The organism is Lysinibacillus sp. NPDC097162 (assembly GCF_044762185.1).
Taxonomy (GTDB): domain Bacteria; phylum Bacillota; class Bacilli; order Bacillales_A; family Planococcaceae; genus Lysinibacillus.
In genome coordinates this window covers 2,331,024-2,346,964 of record NZ_JBIWDT010000001.1, presented here as the reverse complement: position 1 = coordinate 2,346,964, position 15,941 = coordinate 2,331,024, and the positions used below count along the sequence as shown (strand labels likewise).

Here is a 15,941-nt window from a genome sequence, read left to right as displayed (position 1 = left end):
ATGAGAGTTGCTATGCAAATAGCAAACGGATTCCCCACGTTATCGGGGGTGCTTCATCTTAAACAGTTAACTACACAACTGTTTATTAGACATATGCCTATAAATCTTTCGCACAAAAAACACTGCGATAGATTTTATTTGCTATAGGTAAAAATGATGCACATAAGTGAGAGCTTTATAGCTCTAATATGAGGTGGCAACGCGGTCATGATCGTCCTCTGTAATTAGGAAAATTCCTTTTTGCAGAGGGCTTTTTTTGTTTTGTTTTATGCTTTTGCTAAATCGAGAAACGTAAAATTAATGTTTAAAAGGAGTTTAGTCGATATGCAAACAACCAGTTCAAGAACAAAGGTAAAGAAAATAAATGGGGATTCGTTAACGCCAATATTAATTTTTAGACGCTTGCAAGGTACACATAAATTTTTGCTAGAAAGTTCAGCACAGCATGAAGGGGCAGGACGCTATTCGTTCATAGGTGCCAATCCTCGAAAAACATATAAAGGTATAGGCGATGAGATTACGGAATACTCCTATAAAACGGGAAAAACGTATACACATAAAGGCGACATTTTCGTATTGTTGAAACGTTTGATGCCTCGTATTTCGAATACGACTGAATTTCCATTTTCAGGTGGTGCAATAGGTTATATTGGCAGTGGTGCTACAAACAATGTAGCAAGAAATCAAGAAATTTTAGAGGGACCAGATATACATTTTCATGTTTATGAAACAATCGTTGTTTTTGACCACCTAACGGATGAAGTTACATTGATCCATACAAACATCGATGCAGAAAATAAAGAGCCGAATTTAGAGGAATTGGCTCTGCAGTTATTAACAGGCAAAGAAGTTGAAGATACAACATGGAGCTATCATGCGCTAAAGCCGTTATCAGATAAACAATTTGCAACATCTGTTACAAACTTAACAGAGACGTTAAGCGAGGAGCATACACGTGTTATTCTTTCCAAACACTTTATAGCTACTATGCATGGAGATGCCTTTGCATTATATCGTCAATTACGAAAGAAAAATCCTGCCCCATATATGTATTATGTAACATTTGATGATCATATTGTGATGGGAACATCGCCTGAAAGTTTGGTTCAAGTAAAGGGTGAACGCGTTATTGCGACACCTACGGAGGGCTCTTTTCCACGCGGCACAACCAACTTAGAAGATAGAGAAAATGAACGTAAGCTGTACGAAAATACTGAAGTGAGGAAATCGCATGCAGTTCTTGTTACGGCTGTACAACAAGAGCTAGCAAATGTATGTTTTCGTGATTCTATTCAAGTGATTGATGCGATGAGAATTGAACGTTCGAAGCAGAAGCTGCATATGACATCCTATGTAGAAGGGCAACTATTACCGATGCTACATGCAATAGACGTCTTAGCTGCGACAATACCGCCATTTTCATCTACATGTTTCCCAGATCAACAAACCGAGAGTAATATAGCAAAAACAACGCAAACAGCAGGTGTTTTTGGTGGTGCTATAGGATTTATAGGATTTAATGGGCATTTAGATTTTGCATTAACTGGTAAGTCAATTGTTGTTGAAAATGAAACAATGCATATGCAATCCACGATAACGGTAACAAAATATTCAAATGTGAAAAATGTACTGAAACAAGTAACAGCGGAAGAACAGTCGTTTTTACAACATTTGAAAAATGAAGGTGAGATAAAATAATGGAAATGATAAAAAGAAAGGTTCAGCAGCGTCAACATTTAATGTACGAGGAAATGATAGAAGCGGCCAAATGGATGTTCCAACAAACTACACCGAAAGAAGAAATAGCTAATTTTTTATTAAGCTTATCGGCAAAGGGTGAAACGGCTCATGAAGTGGCGGCATTAGCAACGGTTATGCGTTCATTTGCACTGGAAGTACCAGCTAAAGCAGGTGTCTATATGGATAACTGTGGTACAGGTGGTGATGGATTAAATACATTTAATATTAGTACTGCATCGGCTTTTGTATTAGCGGGGGCAGGTGTCAAAATGGCTAAGCATGGTAATCGTAAAATTTCATCTGCATCAGGTAGTGCGGATGTGTTAGAGGCATTAGGTATTCATACAAATATTTCTATTGAGCAAACGGTAGAGCTTTTAGAAAAAGAAGGTATTGCTTTTTTATATGCTCCAAATGTACATCCAAAATTGAAGCGTATCGGAGAGGTGCGCCGTGCCTTAGGAAAGCCAACTATTTTTAATCTTGTCGGGCCACTGACAAATCCAGTCCCATTATCAACTCAGTTTACTGGCATTAATCGACCAAACTTTGTGATGGAATATGCTTCCGTTTTACAAATGCTCGGACGTGAGCGAGCGATAGTTGTTTCAGGTCCAATGGGTTTAGATGAAGCTTCACTTGCTGGTCAAAATACATTTGTCTTAGTAGATAAGGGAGATTTGATTCCGTTTGCCTTAACAGCAGAGGACGCAGGACTTCACTATGCACCTTTAGAAGCGATTCGAGGTGGCAATGCTAACGACAATGCAGCCATTATGCGCAAATTGCTGGCAGGTGAACAAAGTGCTTATTTTGATACGGTATTGCTAAACGCTGGAATTGGTTTATTTGGCCATGGGATTGCGCAAACCGTCAAAGAAGGTGTGGCTATTGCTAGGGATAGTATCATCAGTGGACGCGCATTACAAAAATTAGAGGCAGTAGCCGCTTATAGTGAGCAAATTAAAGAGGTGGAGATTGGGCAATGAATATATTAACTAAAATTATAGAACAGAAAAAAATAGAGGTAGCCGACTTACTTACACAGCCAGATCCATTAACCGATTTCAACGAAATAAAGCGCAACTCTCTTTTTGTAACGTTAAACACTGCTGACACTTTGCAAGTCATTGCGGAAATGAAACGTGCTTCTCCGTCGAAGGGCCTTATTGCACAAGGCGCTGATCCTGTAAAACAGGCGAAAATTTATGCTGAAGCAGGTGCAGCAGCTATTTCGGTCTTAACTGACAAAGCATTTTTTCAAGGTTCGTTTGAAGATTTGGCTGCAGTTGCAAAAGCTGTGCAAACACCATTACTTTGTAAAGATTTTATGATTGATCGTGTGCAAATTCGATTTGCCAAGGCTGCTGGGGCATCTATTATTTTACTAATTGTTGCAGCACTTGACGATGTAACGTTACAAGAATTATTTAGCTTTGCAACAAGCTTGGGGCTAGAAGTGCTAGTAGAAGTTCATGATGTTGAAGAGCTTGAACGAGCACTAGCTCTAGGTGCAAAGTTAATTGGTGTCAACAATCGAGATTTACGCACATTTGAAGTAGATTTAGCACGTACGAAAGAAATTGCAGAGGCTTTTCCATTTGAGGAGCAACGGGTGCTGATTAGTGAAAGCGGCATTTGGCACAATGAAGATGCTAAAAAGGTTGCGGCAATGGGCGCAAGTGCTGTGCTTGTAGGAGAATCATTAATGCGCAGTGGCGATGCAGGTAGTGCACTTCGACAATTACAAGTAAATAAAGAGGGTGCATCAGTATGACGAAAGTAAAAATTTGCGGTTTGAAAGAAGTACAGCATGTGAAAGCGGCGGTGCAAACAGGAGCGGATGCCATCGGTTTTGTCTTTGCACCAAGTAAACGCCAAGTGTCCATAGAACAGGCGCAACAATTGGCACAGCATGTACCTGAAGGAATTATGAAAATAGGTGTTTTTGTTAATCCAACACCTGAGGAATTACAACTGGCCGTCTCGAGTGTGCCGTTGGATTATGTGCAGTATCATGGCGAGGAAACGCCGGCCTTTATTGTTCAGCAAGGCTATCCTTCGATTAAGGCTCTTTCTGTCCATTGCGAGGAGGATGTGCAGGCGGCTACCAACTATGATGTTGACTATTATTTATTCGACGCTCCTGGCACGGATTATAAAGGCGGAAGTGGTCATACGTTTGATTGGACATTACTTGAGGCAGCCGGCATCCAACGTGACAAGCTAATACTAGCAGGTGGCTTAAAGTTAGAAAATATTCAAGAGGCGCTGTCACTTGTATCACCTTCTATGGTAGATGTTTCAAGCGGTGTTGAGACAGAGGGTAGCAAAGACACGAAAAAAATAGAAGCATTTTTACAAGCAGTAAGAGGGGGAGAGCATAATGACAAATTCAATCGCAAATAGTGTACCGACGAAGGAAGGGCGCTACGGGAAATTCGGCGGACAGTATGTTCCAGAAACATTAATGACGGCATTAATAGAATTAGAAGCATCTTTTGATGAGGCGATGGCAGATCCAATATTCACAAACGAGCTAGCTTATTATTTACAGGAATATGTAGGTCGTGAGACGCCGCTGTACTATGCTGAAAATTTAACAAAAGAGCTTGGTGGAGCCAAAATCTATTTGAAGCGTGAAGATTTAAATCATACAGGCGCTCATAAGATTAATAATGCTATTGGTCAAGCGCTTCTTGCCAAGCGCATGGGTAAAAAGAAAATAGTGGCGGAAACGGGAGCAGGACAACATGGAGTAGCGACAGCGACTGCTTGTGCATTGTTAAATCTGGAATGTGTTGTTTTTATGGGTGCTGAAGATATCAAACGACAACAATTAAATGTTTTTCGTATGGAGCTACTTGGCACAAAGGTAGAGTCTGTTGAAACAGGTTCGAAAACGCTAAAAGATGCAGTTAATGCTGCTCTTCGTTACTGGGTGACGAATGTCGAAGATACACATTATATTTTAGGCTCAGCTCTAGGTCCTCATCCTTTCCCGAAAATAGTGCGTGATTTCCAACGTATCATTGGTGTGGAGACAAGAGCACAAGTCCTTGCAAAAGAAGGACGTTTACCAGATGCCGTTGTCGCTTGTATAGGCGGTGGCAGTAATGCTATTGGCATGTTCCATCCATTTGTCGATGATGAATCGGTAGCGTTATACGGTGTAGAAGCAGCTGGAAGTGGTATTGATACAGGGAAACACGCTGCGGCCATTGCAGGTGGTCAGTTAGGCGTTCTTCACGGAGCATACATGTATTTACTTCAAGATGACAATGGTTTTGTTCAGGAGGCACATTCCATTTCAGCAGGTCTTGATTACCCTGGGAAGGGGCCAGAGCATTGTTATTTGCATGATATTGGACGCGCAAATTTTGATTCTATTACAGATGATGAAGCGCTTGAAGGTCTACAATTACTAAGTCGCACAGAAGGTATTTTACCGGCTCTGGAAAGTGCACATGCTATTGCGTATACAGCAAAGCTTGCAAAAGAAATGAATGCTGGTGATATCATTGTTGTTTGTTTATCAGGCCGCGGTGATAAGGATGTACATACTGTTCGTGCAGTACTTGGAGGTGATAAATAATGACAACATTACAGCAGGCAATTGATCAAGTGAACAACGCTGGTAATAAAGCATTTGTGCCCTATATTATGGCAGGAGATGGTGGGCTTGAAACGTTAAAGCCAACTATTTTGTCATTACAAAAAATGGGTGTGACAGCCATTGAAGTGGGTATTCCTTTTACCGATCCTGTTGCGGATGGTCCTACGATAGAGCAGGCAGGAGAACGAGCTTTGGCAGAAGGTGTAACATTGCGAAAAGTTCTAGAAGCGCTTGCTTCATTCCGTCAAGAGATTACAGTTCCATTAGCCGTTATGACATATTTTAATCCAGTTTTAGCTTATGGTTTAGAGCAATTTGCCATCGCTTGTGAAGCAGGGGGGATAAAAGGGTTAATCGTTCCTGATGTACCACTAGAGGAAAGTGAAATACTTCGTCAAACTTTAAATCCCCATGGTGTTGACATTGTGCAACTTGTATCGTTAACAAGCCCACCAGAGCGAATTGCTCGTATAGCAGCGGCTAGTCAAGGTTTCGTTTATGCAGTAACTGTGAACGGTATTACTGGGGCTCGTGCAAGCTTTGCAGATGATTTAGAAGGTCATTTTACACGTTTGCGTAATATGAGTCACATACCTGTGTTAGCTGGCTTTGGCATTTCAACGCCTCAACAAGTGGTGAGCATGGGTGCCCTTGGCAATGGCGTAATTGTAGGCAGTACAATAGTGGCGGCTTTGCATGAAGGAAATGTTGCTAAAATCGAAGCATTAGTCGCAGCCTCAAAAGGAATTGAAATTGTTTGAGTGCCTGGCACTTCGCTTGGGCATTTGTGAGCCGCAACAATCGCTTGGGCACGGTCTGTTGCGATGCACTCGTCGCTTCCTCCGCTCTAATCAACTAAAATTGTTTGAGTGCCTGGCACTTTATTTGTCGCCGTCCACTCCGAAGTCTACTCTTTTTTAGAGTAGGCTTTTTAATATGCGGAAGGAAAGTGTCTTGCATGTTAGAAATAACGAAAAAATAGACAATCTATTAAATCAGGATAAATCTAGTAAGCTAGTGGATAGTGCGAACATGCTCGATTTTCGGTATAATAGCCTTCGTGAGGAAGTGAGAAATATGATTTTATCGAAAAAAAGATGGCAGGTCGAGCGTCCAGACGCACAACTTGTACAAACATTACAAAATGACTTACAACTTTCTGCTATTGCGGCGAAAATTTTGGTGGCCCGAGGCTGTTCAACATCAGCTGATGCAGAAAGCTTATTAAATATGACAGAAGCAAATATACATGATCCGTTTTTAATGCATGGTATGGCAGAAGCGGTAGAGCGCATCCAGAAAGCGCTTGAAAATAATGAGAAAATTTTAGTTTACGGAGATTATGATGCCGATGGTGTGACAAGTACGACGGTCATGCTCAATGTATTACAAGACCTTGGAGCAGATGTGTCTTTTAAAATACCTAACCGTTTTTTACATGGCTATGGTCCGAACGAAGCGTTATTTCGTGAAGCCTATGAAGAGGGCATTCAATTAATACTAACGGTGGATAATGGTATCTCAGGTATTGAACCGATTCGAGTGGCAAAGGAACTTGGAATGGATGTGATTGTGACAGATCACCATGAGCCTGGAGAAGAGTTACCACAAGCGGATATCATTTTACATCCACGTGTACCTGAGGGTCATTATCCGTTTGGTGAGCTGGCGGGTGTTGGTGTGGCATTTAAATTAGCGCATGCCCTATATGGTGAGCTGCCAACACATTTATTTGAGTTTGTGGCAATTGGTACCGTTGCCGATTTAGTACCACTAGTCGACGAAAACCGTTATCTTGTAAAACGTGGCATTGAGGAAATGAGACGTTCACTTAGCCCGTGGATACAGGCAATGTGCGAAGTAGCAAGTGCAGAGCAAGCCACTATCAATGAAGAAACGATTGGCTTTTATTTTGGGCCACGTTTAAATGCAGTTGGGCGACTTGGCGAAGCGTCTCCAGCTGTTGAGTTACTAATGGCAGAGGATGCACCAAAGGCGACAGCTCTAGCGAAACAGCTAAATGGATGTAATACAGAACGTAAAGATATCGTGAAAAGTATTACAGATGAGGCGATTGCCTTAATCGAAGCAGATGAAAAGATTGGGGATTCACTTGTTTTAGTTGTAGCAGGGGAAGGCTGGAATGCTGGCGTTGTAGGTATTGTAGCATCAAGACTTGTTGAACTTTATTATCGTCCAACAATTGTCCTGTCACTAGACTTTGAGAAAGGGACAGCAAAAGGGTCTGCACGTAGTATTGAAGGGTTCCATTTATATAATGAATTGGCGAAAAACAGAGATATTTTACCACATTTCGGCGGACATCCGATGGCAGCGGGAATGACGTTACCATTGGAGCATGTAGATGAACTTCGAGCGCGTTTGGATGTACAAGCAAGAGAATGCTTAACAGAAGAGCAATTAACGCCCGTTGTTTCAATTGATATTCCGCTTAAAATTGATGAGATTTCTGCGGATGCCATAGAAGAAATTGCTACGCTCGGCCCGTTCGGCACAGATTTCCAGAAACCAGTGTATGTACTTGAAGATGTGGAAATTGCATCGATGCGTAAAATTGGTGCTGCTGAAAATCACATTAAAATGGAATTAACCGACGGCCTTGAGAAATTGGATAGTGTAGGTTTTAATAAAGGGCATTTGTATAATGAGCTGACATACGGCATTAAAGTATCGTTTATTGGCGATCTTCAAATTAATGAGTGGCAAGGACGTAAAAAGCCACAATTTATGATTGAGGATGTTCAAACGACAGAGTGGCAATTATTTGATATTCGTGGAATTCGTCAAACATCTCGTTGGTTGCATACAGTGCCAAAAGAGGAAGCTATTTTTTATGCGTTCCGTCCTGAGACGATGAGCTATTATCACACATTGCTAGATGTGCCAATTCAATTAGTTGATGCTGAGCTGACTAATGTAGAGCAAACAAATTATATTGTGTTGCTCGATTTACCACACAACGTTCAATTATTAGAAAATGTATTACAAAAAACTGCACCTTCCCGTATTTATGCTCATTTTTATATGCCAGATTCCCAGTACTTCAACGGAATGCCTACACGTGAACAATTTGCCTGGTACTATAAATTTCTAAAGCAACGCCCTGCATTTCCATTAGATATGCATTTAACGGATTTAGCAAAGCATACGGGTTGGCCGTTAGAAGCATTAAAATTTATGACACAGGTGTTTTTTGAGCTCAATTTTGTTAGAATGGAGAGTGGACTGACGACTGTCAACGTGAATGCGCCGAAAACGGCATTAACTGAGGCGCCGTCTTACAAACAACGTTCAGAACAGATTGAAATAGAGCAAAAACTTGTCTATGCACCATATATAGAGCTAAAGCAATGGTTTGATGAACGATTAAATTTATATACGAATACAATTTCGTAGGAGGAGCAAGAACTATGGATTTAAAGCAATACGTGACAACAGTTGAGAACTGGCCAAAAGAAGGCATTAGCTTCAAAGATATTACAACAATTATGGATAACGGTCCAGCTTACAAATATGCAACAGATCAAATCGTTGAATACGCTAAAGAAGTTGGAGCAGAAATTATTGTAGGTCCTGAAGCTCGTGGTTTCATTATAGGCTGCCCAGTTGCTTATGCGCTTGAAATTGGCTTTGCACCAGTTCGTAAACCAGGAAAATTGCCACGTGAAGTAATTAGTGCAGATTACGGTTTAGAATATGGTAAAGATACATTAACAATGCATAAAGATGCCATCAAACCAGGTCAAAAAGTGCTTATTTGTGACGATTTACTTGCAACTGGTGGTACAGTGGAGGCAACTGTTCGCCTAATTCAACAATTAGGTGGGGAAGTTGTTGGCTGTGCATTCCTAATTGAGCTAATCGAACTAAACGGTCGTGCAAAACTTGGCGATCTAAGCATGAAAACATTAATTCAATATTAATAAACGAAAAAGGCTGTCCCGAATATTGGGACAGCCTTTTTTTATAAAGTGCCAGGCACCCAAACAATTCTGACAAATTAGTCGTAGGATTTCACTACTTTTTGAATTTTTTTTAGCGTTTCATAAAAGTCTATATATTTTTCAAGTCCAATATCCTCTATGATTTTTTCCTGTATGTCCATCCAAATTGGCATTGCTTCATTTAATTTTTCGATTCCTATAGCCGTTAAAGAAATTATCTTTGTTCGGCCATCTTGTGTATCACGCGTAACATCCACATAGCCATTTTTCTTCAATAGATTGACATTACGGGTTATCGTTGTCTGATCAAGTAATAGAATATCACCCAATTGACTAACTGAAACTGCTTTATGATGGGCAATATTTGCTAGCATCGAGTATTGAGTAACTTTTAAATGAGTAGGTTCAAGAGCTTTATCATATAGCTGCGTAACGGCCCTAGTCTTTTTTCTAAGATTCGCACAAACGCAAATTTGAGTATAGTCAATGTCTGTGTAATTTTTCTCCATAACTAGATCTCCTTTTAAGTTTTTCGTTAAACTATATTGTACCACTAAAATGGAATTATTTTCTTGACATCTAAAATAGCGAGTCATTATTATATATGTATATACATATATTTTTAGTATACCTGTTTTCTAAATTTTTTTCATATAAAAACAATCGTTTTACATTTTACTGGAAATGTAGGTGGCATCATGAAACGTATTCATTACAGTTGGTTTATTTTAATGATAACTTTTTTTTCAATTATTGTAGCTGGCATTACCTTATCCTCATCAGGTGTTTTTATTGGCCCGTTTGAACATGAATTTGGGTGGGATCGTTCTGTAATAGCAATGGCTTTTGCTATTAGTCTTTTTTTATACGGGATTTCCGGTCCGTTTATGGCGGCATTACTCGAGGTTCTGGGATTAAAGAAAATGATGCTAGCTGCTATGGCGATATTAATTATAGGCATATCGCTCACATTATTAATGCAGCAAGCATGGCAATTAATTATTATTTGGGGTTTTATTATTGGTCTAGGGGCTAGCCTCTTTTTAACCGTTTTAAGTCCTTTTGTTGCAAATCATTGGTTTGAAAAAAGAAGAGGGCTCGCTTTAGGAATATTAACTGCCAGCACGGCAACAGGACAATTAGTTCTTCTCCCGATATTAGCAATGATTATTGAAAATTCTTCATGGCGATGGGCAATTGCTTTAATAATGGTGTTAAGCTCCATTATGTTTTTCATTATTTTATTGTTTATGAAAAATAAACCGATGGACGTTGGGCTTCTTGCATATGGACTTGAAGAAGAAAAAGCGGAAAGTGTAGTAGAAAATAAGAAAAACCCGATTATTATTGCTTTTAATGGTTTATTCGTTGCAATAAAAGTGAAAGAATTTTGGCTTTTAGCAGGTAGTTTTTTTATTTGCGGATTATCAACAAGCGGGTTAATTGGTACGCATTTTGTATCGTATTGTATTAGTTTCGGTGTACCTTTAGTAACGGCTGCTTCGTTTCTATCGTTCATGGGAATATTCAACTTAGTCGGAACTACATTATCAGGCTGGTTATCTGATCGCTTCGATAATCGTTGGTTACTATTTTGGTATTATCTTTTAAGAGGTGCTTCTCTCGTGTTACTGCCGTATGCATTAATGCAAGGTTCTCTTACATTGCTCATTATTTTTACTGCGTTCTATGGATTAGATTGGATTGCAACTGTACCGCCAACTGTTAGTATTTCAAGACAAATTTTTGGCACGCAAAAAAGTGGTATTATTTATGGTTGGATTTTTGCATCCCATCAGGCAGGTGCTGCAGTAGCAGCATATGGTGGAGGTTTAATTTATAAATTTTTCAACTCGTACACATGGGCGTTTTTCTTAGCTGGTGTATTATGTGTTTTAGCTAGCTTGTTTGTTATCGTCGTGAAAAAGCAATCTCCGAATAAACTAGCACATTAAAACGAATTCTATAGTAATGAACAGAACGGATTGAACATAATAGTATAAACGACATGAAAAGTACAAATAGTATGCTAGGAAGTATTCTAGCGTGCTATTTTTTTGTTGTAAAACCTTGTAAGCATGCATAAATAAGAGAAATGTTTGACTTTGTTCAAACAAAAGTTTATGATATAAACAAATATAATAAAAGGTGATGCTATGAATGAAAGAGAACAAGCGGTACTGGCTTTAATTCGTAAAAATCCGTTTATGTCTCAGCAAGAGATGGCAGATAAGATGAATCTGTCCCGTCCAGTACTTGCAAACCTAGTGTCGAGCTTAACGAAGCAAGGGAAAATTGTTGGCCGTGCTTATATTTTACCTGAGGAAAATGAAATTATTTGTATCGGTGGAGCTAATCTCGATCGGAAATTTCATGTAAGAGGGACCGTGCAATTAGGAACTTCTAATCCTGCTAGCTCCTCATTCAGTGTAGGTGGGGTTGGTCGAAATATTGCGGAAAATTTAGGTCGACTTAATCATGAGGTGACGTTGCTCACGACAGCTGGAAAGGATGCGGATTGGCAAGTAATCCAAGAAGCATCAGAATCATTTATGAATTTACGCTATGTCGAGCAGTTACCAGATGCTTCAACTGGTTCTTATACTGCGATTATGGACGAGCAAGGTGAACTTGCATTAGCTGTTGCAAACATGGAAGTTTATGATTTATTATTGCCAAGTTTATTGAAGAAATATGAGCCAATGCTAATGAATGCAGGCTGCTTTATTATGGATTTAAACTGCCCGAAAGAAACGGTAGCTTACATCCAACAAGTAGCGATTGCGCGAGCTATTCCGTTTGTCATTGTACCGGTATCTTCGCCAAAAATGAATCGATTACCAGATACATTGCAAGGGGTTACATGGTTTATTTGTAACACAGATGAAGCAGAAACAATCGTTGGTCATAAAATTGAAAACGATGCAAACTATGAAAAAGCTATTCAAAAGCTTCTTCAATTAGGGGCCGAGCATGTCATTATTACTGCAGGTAGCAAAGGTGTCTATGCTGCATCTGCAACTAGTACACCAAGTCATTTTGCTGCTAAAGAAATCACTAAAATTGAAGATGTAACTGGCGCGGGTGATGCTTTTGTAAGTGCTGTCATCCATAGTTGGTTAAGGGGACAATCCTTTGAGGTTTGCATTGATGCAGGCTTAACGAATGCTAAAAATACACTTGCATCCCCGTACACAGTAAGACCTGAATTATCAGAAGAATTGTTAAAAAGTGAAATGGAGGAATAACACATGAAAGAATTCATCGTATTATCAGAAGAAGTAAAAGCTGGACAAGCAAAAGGACTACCAATTGTTGCATTAGAGTCAACAATCATCTCACATGGTATGCCATATCCTCAAAACGTACAAACAGCACGTGAAGTAGAGCAAATTATTCGTGACAACGGTGCGGTACCTGCAACGATTGCGCTAATTGACGGTAAAATTAAAATCGGTTTATCTGACGAAGAACTTGAAATGTTTGGGAATGCACAAGGTGTTGCTAAAACTTCTCGCCGTGACCTAGGCTATTTATTAGCTACGAAAAAATTAGGCGCGACAACAGTTGCTGCAACAATGATTTGTGCTGAGCTTGCCGGCATTGAAATTTTCGTTACAGGTGGTATCGGTGGTGTGCACCGCGGTGCTGAAACAACAATGGATATTTCAGCTGACTTAGAAGAATTAGCACAAACAAATGTAGCTGTAATTTGTGCAGGTGCTAAATCTATTTTAGATATCGGTTTAACACTAGAATATCTTGAAACAAAAGGTGTACCTGTTGTAGGTTATGGCACTCCAGAGCTTCCTGCATTCTACACACGCCAAAGTGGATTTGATGTAAACTTTAAGCTTGATACACCAGAAGAAGTAGCAGCAATGTTACGTGCTAAATGGGATTTAGGCTTACGAGGTGGAGCGGTTATTGCAAACCCTATTCCAGAAGCAGAGGCACTTGAGCATGAATTCATCACTAGCATTATCGAAAAAGCGTTACAAGAAGCCGAAGAAAATGGTATTCAAGGTAAAAATGTAACACCATTCTTACTTGGCAAAGTAAAAGAATTAACTGAAGGTAAGAGCCTTGATGCAAACATCGCATTAGTGAAAAACAATGCAGTAGTTGGTGCGAAAATTGCTGTTGCCTACAACAAAGCAAACTAACTAGTAAATTATAGACTCTTTGCGAAGCTCACTTGCCTCGTAAAGGGTCTTTTTATCTATAATAATGTATTTTTTACCCATTAATACAAAGTGTTCACGATATTATCTAAACTATATGACACAGTCCCTTTACAATCGACCTCTATTTTTTATACAATTAAGTTTATATCTAATCTGAAAAATTTGACGAGCAAGGTGGACATGTTATGGCGAAAGAGCAAATTTTGACTCCTGAGGACGTTTTTGATTTAGTCAAATCCTACATGAATGAGGAAAATGTCGCATTCGTGAAAAAAGCATATGAATTGGCAAGAGATGCGCATATTGAGCAATTCCGTAGCTCTGGTGAACCGTATATTATTCACCCAGTGCAAGTTGCCGGTATTTTAGCTGAATTACAAATGGATCCAGAAACTGTGGCAGCAGGCTTTTTACACGATGTTGTTGAAGATACTGAATTTACACGAGATGATTTAGTCCGTGAATTTGGCGAGGAAGTTGCGGTACTTGTTGACGGAGTAACGAAGCTTGGGAAAATAAAATATTTATCGAAAGAAGCACAACAGGCGGAGAATCACCGCAAAATGTTTGTAGCAATGGCTCAAGATATTCGCGTCATCTTGATTAAGCTTGCTGACCGTCTGCATAATATGCGCACGTTAAAGCATTTACCTGCTGAAAAACAACGTCGTATTTCGAAAGAAACGCTTGAAATTTTTGCACCACTTGCACATCGTCTAGGGATTTCGACAGTAAAATGGGAGCTGGAGGATACTGCACTTCGATATTTAAATCCACAGCAATATTATCGTATTGTCAGTCTGATGAAGAAGAAACGAGATGAACGTGAGGCTTATTTAGACAATGTCATGGGGGAAATGAAATCTCAACTTTCTGATGTCGAAATTGATGCGGATGTTTATGGTCGTCCAAAGCATATTTACAGCATTTATCGTAAAATGGTGCTACAAAAAAAGCAATTTAATGAAATTTATGATTTATTAGCGATTCGTGTACTTGTTGATAGCATAAAAGATTGCTATGCAGTGTTAGGAATAGTCCATACTTTATGGAAACCGATGCCTGGACGTTTTAAAGATTATATTGCAATGCCAAAGCAAAATTTATATCAATCATTGCATACGACCGTTATTGGGCCTTATGGCGACCCACTAGAAGTTCAAATCCGTACAAAAGAAATGCATAAAATTGCAGAGTACGGGATCGCAGCTCACTGGGCATATAAAGAAGGTAAAAAGATTGATATTGAAAAACAAAATGTCGATCAAAAATTAACGTGGTTTAGAGAAATTTTAGAATTCCAAAATGAATCTTCTAACGCAGAAGAGTTTATGGAGTCATTAAAATTCGACTTATTCTCTGATATGGTGTACGTATTTACACCTGAAGGGGATGTTATTGAATTGCCTGCTGGTTCTGTACCTATCGATTTCGCATACCGTGTGCATTCAGAAGTCGGCAATCGTACAATCGGAGCTAAAATTAATGGTAAGATGGTACCGCTTGATACACCATTAAAAACAGGTGACATCATTGAAATTTTAACATCGAAGCAATCATTTGGTCCGAGTCGTGACTGGCTTAAAATTGCGCAATCATCACAAGCAAAAAATAAGATTAAGCAATTTTTCAAGCGTCATCTGCGTGAGGAAAATATCATCAAAGGTAAAGAGATGATTGAAAAAGAAATACGCTCACAAGATTTTGACATGAAAGAAACAATGTCATCGGAAAACTTAAAACGTGTTTGTGATAAATTTAATTACACGAATGAAGAAGATTTATATGCGGCTGTTGGTATGAATGGTATTACAGCACAACAAGTTGTAAATCGTTTAGCCGAAAAACGCCGTAAAGAGCGTGAGCAAGAAGAAGCACTTGAAAAAATCGAACAAAAAATGAAAAATCCGATTCCACAAAAGCGTACAGAGTCAGGCGTTATTGTAAAAGGCATTGATAATATGCTTATTCGACTATCACGTTGCTGTACACCTGTTCCTGGTGATGACATCGTCGGCTTTATTACAAAAGGTCGAGGCGTATCAGTACACCGTGCGGATTGTCCTAATATCCAAATAGAGGATGAGCAGGAGCGTATAATCGAAGTTGAATGGGAGCATGGGCTTACACCAGAGAAAAAAGAGTATCCTGTCGACATCGAGGTTTCTGCCTTTGATAGACCTGGAATATTAAATGAAGTCATGCAAATCGTTAGCGAAACAAAAACGAATATTTTAGCTGTGAGTGGCCGCGCTGATCGTGATAAAATTGCGACCATCCACCTAACAATTTCTATTTCAAATATTTCACATTTGCATAAGGTTGTTGAACGCATTAAACAAACACCGGATATTTACTCTGTGCAACGTGTGATTAATTAGATGCACTAGTATTCATACGGTAAGGGCACTTCAGTTTAAACGACAGATGGAA

Annotated in this window: 13 protein-coding genes and 1 other annotated feature (1 of these 14 only partly in view); of the genes, 12 read left to right on the top strand and 1 reads right to left on the bottom strand. The window is 39.4% G+C overall.

Annotation, left to right across the window (positions count from 1 at the left end):
* Positions 1 to 222 (top strand) — a binding site (T-box leader) (it extends 93 nt beyond the left edge of the window).
* Positions 223 to 324: 102 nt separating this feature from the next.
* From ACIQXW_RS11965 to ACIQXW_RS11930, 8 genes are all read left to right on the top strand, one after another.
* A complete protein-coding gene (locus ACIQXW_RS11965) occupies positions 325 to 1,698 on the top strand; it encodes a chorismate-binding protein (protein ID WP_402762323.1) in 1,374 nt (457 codons plus the stop codon).
* Positions 1,698 to 2,729, top strand: a complete 1,032-nt coding sequence (gene trpD, locus ACIQXW_RS11960; RefSeq protein ID WP_340826448.1) for an anthranilate phosphoribosyltransferase — start codon at positions 1,698 to 1,700, stop codon at positions 2,727 to 2,729. The genes ACIQXW_RS11965 and trpD overlap by 1 nt, the downstream gene beginning before the upstream one ends.
* Entirely contained in the window at positions 2,726 to 3,517 is a 792-nt protein-coding gene (gene trpC / locus ACIQXW_RS11955) for an indole-3-glycerol phosphate synthase TrpC (RefSeq protein WP_402762318.1), read from the top strand. Before trpD ends, trpC begins: the two co-directional genes overlap by 4 nt.
* Positions 3,514 to 4,149, top strand: coding sequence for a phosphoribosylanthranilate isomerase (locus tag ACIQXW_RS11950; RefSeq protein WP_402762315.1), 636 nt, complete (start codon positions 3,514 to 3,516; stop codon positions 4,147 to 4,149). The genes trpC and ACIQXW_RS11950 overlap by 4 nt, the downstream gene beginning before the upstream one ends.
* The gene (gene trpB, locus ACIQXW_RS11945) at positions 4,127 to 5,335 is read left to right on the top strand and encodes a tryptophan synthase subunit beta (RefSeq protein WP_401018033.1); all 1,209 of its coding nucleotides are present in this window, start codon (positions 4,127 to 4,129) and stop codon (positions 5,333 to 5,335) included. The genes ACIQXW_RS11950 and trpB overlap by 23 nt, the downstream gene beginning before the upstream one ends.
* On the top strand, positions 5,335 to 6,117 hold the full coding sequence (gene trpA / locus ACIQXW_RS11940) for a tryptophan synthase subunit alpha (protein WP_402762311.1): 783 nt from the start codon (positions 5,335 to 5,337) through the stop codon (positions 6,115 to 6,117). The genes trpB and trpA overlap by 1 nt, the downstream gene beginning before the upstream one ends.
* Positions 6,118 to 6,433: 316 nt before the next feature.
* Entirely contained in the window at positions 6,434 to 8,773 is a 2,340-nt protein-coding gene (recJ, locus tag ACIQXW_RS11935) for a single-stranded-DNA-specific exonuclease RecJ (RefSeq protein ID WP_402762512.1), read from the top strand.
* A gap of 14 nt (positions 8,774 to 8,787) precedes the next feature.
* A complete protein-coding gene (locus ACIQXW_RS11930) occupies positions 8,788 to 9,300 on the top strand; it encodes an adenine phosphoribosyltransferase (protein ID WP_340823452.1) in 513 nt (170 codons plus the stop codon).
* A gap of 77 nt (positions 9,301 to 9,377) precedes the next feature.
* Here ACIQXW_RS11930 and ACIQXW_RS11925 read toward each other — a convergent pair whose 3' ends face one another.
* Complete coding sequence (locus tag ACIQXW_RS11925; protein ID WP_402762308.1) at positions 9,378 to 9,830, bottom strand: MarR family winged helix-turn-helix transcriptional regulator; 453 nt, start codon at positions 9,828 to 9,830, stop codon at positions 9,378 to 9,380.
* Positions 9,831 to 10,019: 189 nt separating this feature from the next.
* Between ACIQXW_RS11925 and ACIQXW_RS11920 the strand changes: the two genes are divergently transcribed.
* From ACIQXW_RS11920 to ACIQXW_RS11905, 4 genes are all read left to right on the top strand, one after another.
* Positions 10,020 to 11,276 (top strand): MFS transporter, encoded by a 1,257-nt coding sequence (locus ACIQXW_RS11920; RefSeq protein WP_401018025.1) that lies wholly within the window; start codon positions 10,020 to 10,022, stop codon positions 11,274 to 11,276.
* A 201-nt stretch (positions 11,277 to 11,477) separates the two neighbouring features.
* Positions 11,478 to 12,569, top strand: a complete 1,092-nt coding sequence (locus ACIQXW_RS11915) for a carbohydrate kinase (protein WP_340823456.1) — start codon at positions 11,478 to 11,480, stop codon at positions 12,567 to 12,569.
* A gap of 3 nt (positions 12,570 to 12,572) precedes the next feature.
* Positions 12,573 to 13,487 (top strand): pseudouridine-5'-phosphate glycosidase, encoded by a 915-nt coding sequence (locus ACIQXW_RS11910; protein WP_340823457.1) that lies wholly within the window; start codon positions 12,573 to 12,575, stop codon positions 13,485 to 13,487.
* 206 nt (positions 13,488 to 13,693) lie between these two features.
* Complete coding sequence (locus ACIQXW_RS11905) at positions 13,694 to 15,889, top strand: RelA/SpoT family protein (protein WP_340823458.1); 2,196 nt, start codon at positions 13,694 to 13,696, stop codon at positions 15,887 to 15,889.
* Positions 15,890 to 15,941: the final 52 nt, after the last annotated feature.